At 39.9% G+C, this 2,104-nt stretch carries 2 protein-coding genes; both read left to right on the top strand.

Going from position 1 to position 2,104, the window contains the following annotated elements:
- A partial coding sequence (locus tag AC4E7D_RS14340; protein ID WP_490174457.1) for a hypothetical protein occupies positions 1-1,071 on the top strand: 1,071 nt, incomplete at its 5' end.
- A gap of 3 nt (positions 1,072-1,074) precedes the next feature.
- On the top strand, positions 1,075-2,104 hold a 1,030-nt coding region (locus tag AC4E7D_RS14335; protein ID WP_490174456.1), incomplete at its 3' end, for an oligosaccharide flippase family protein.

Raw genomic sequence — 2,104 nt, 5'->3', positions numbered from 1 at the left:
AAACTACACCGCCTGGCCGCCTATTTCTTCAAAAAACCCTTAAAACCAGATCCCTACAACAGGTTCATCTCTTTTGTATTCTCCAAGAACCAATCCAACGTACTCCGGAGTCTGAGGTTTTTCGAATTCAAAACCAACGCGGTATATATCGGGAGAATTAAGCCATACTTGGATACCGATTTCCATGTCTCTGATCAGGATTTATTCAAAGAGGCGTTGGCCGTACCGAACCTTGGAAAACTATTGCATGCATCTTACCGGGATCCCGTTCTGAAACGAAACATCCCAAGGGTATTTAAATTAGTGGGTTGCGATAGTATTTACAAAAAATTGTTGAGGTCGGGAAACGTCGTCGTAAGTTTTAATGATCATACCAGCTATAATGTTCTGTTGAATACTATAGCTAGTGCGAGTGGACTTAAAACGGTTTACATTCAGCACGCCTCTGTTTCGGAGAAGTTTCCCCCGCTTTATCACGATTATAATCTGCTCTTCAGCGAAGATAGTCTCAATAAATATAAACGCCTTCCTGGTGTAATAAGCGAGGTGTTATGCGACCTGAGGATTGCTGCAGCCCAGCGTAACAATACCCTACTCAGACCATCAAAAGAAAACAGTATACTTATTTGTACGAATCTTCTGGATGATCCCAAAGCTGTCTTGGCGTTCATAAACCGCACGGCAGGAGAATATGATATTGTATTGAGGCCCCACCCCAGGGATAAGCGCAGGGAATGGCTTGAAGCTAACTGTAAAGTCTCCAAAAACCCTTCTATATGGAAAGATTTGAATGAGTGCCAAATTGTGGTTACCAATGAATCTGCGGTAGTACTTGAGGCCATTCATACAGATAAGCTACTTTACAAAGCTGCTTTTTTTTCATCCTCTCTGGATAACTATTCCTATATAAAAAATGGCCTGATCTTGAGGGAATACAGTGACCTGGACTCAATTGTTGAAGCTATAGCACAGAAATCCCTCGATTACAACAAATCCAAACTGACCTATTTCATAGGTGATATGGACCTAGCACCGGAACGCGTTGCACAATTCTTTAATTCTATTCCTTAGCAGATGAAGCTGGCTAAGAACATCTCGATTTTTACCTTCTTCAATCTGCTTAATGCTGGGATACCGTTTTTATTACTCCCGCTTCTTACTACCTATTTAAGTCCGTCAGACTATGGCGTCATTGATATTTTCAATAGTCTGGTGATGCTTTTTACTCCTGTTGTTGGATTGAGTATTCTCTCTTCATTGAACCGCTACTACTTTGAGAAAGAAACGATTAATTTTAATGTTTTTGTCCATACGGTTTTCATCTCTGTACTGCGCTACGGACTGACTTTCATCGTCATTGTTTCCGCCTTGAGTTTTTTACTTGGGGAATATTTTTCCAACAATGACAGTGTGTCTCCTGTAGTAATAGTTTTGGCCGTTCTATATGTATTCTTTAGTCAGATATCAGAAATCATACTGGTGATCTGGAGGATATCTTATAAGACAGTTAACTTCGGGATTTTTCGGGTTTCAAAGACAGCCCTTGATATAGGCTTATCCTTGTTTCTGATTATTGCCCTGGATTACAAGTGGGAAGGGCGTATTATACCGCAACTTCTGGTCTCACTGATTTTCGGCCTGATCACGATATATATTTTATATAAACAGGGCTATATTTTAAAAGGGATGACCTTCAATAGGGATTACAACAAGAAAGCAATGGCTTTTGGTGTACCCCTTATCTTCCATTCGTTGAGCGGCTATGTCATAGCAGTGTCTGATCGTTTTTTTGTTCTTTATATTCTAGGTGTGGAAAGTACGGGGATCTATGGGGTAGCCTATCAGATCGGCATGGTAATCGGTTTATTTCAGAATTCCTTTAATCAAGCCTGGCTCCCTTATTTTTTTGGTACGCTTAAAAAGGATTCTCAAAAGGAAAACATTAAAATAGTCAAGATTACCTACCTGTACTTTGCGGTTCTGCTTTTAATAGTAGCCATCTTTTATTTAATAACTCCTTACATTTATTCCTATCTTATTGGCGAAAGCTTTCAAAAAGGGATAGAAGTAGTGATCTGGGTATTGATGGGGTACGCCTTTAACG

This window comes from Lentiprolixibacter sp., assembly GCF_982873095.1.
The sequence above is the reverse complement of the archived record's forward strand: the minus strand, read 5'-3'. Positions and strand labels throughout refer to the sequence as shown.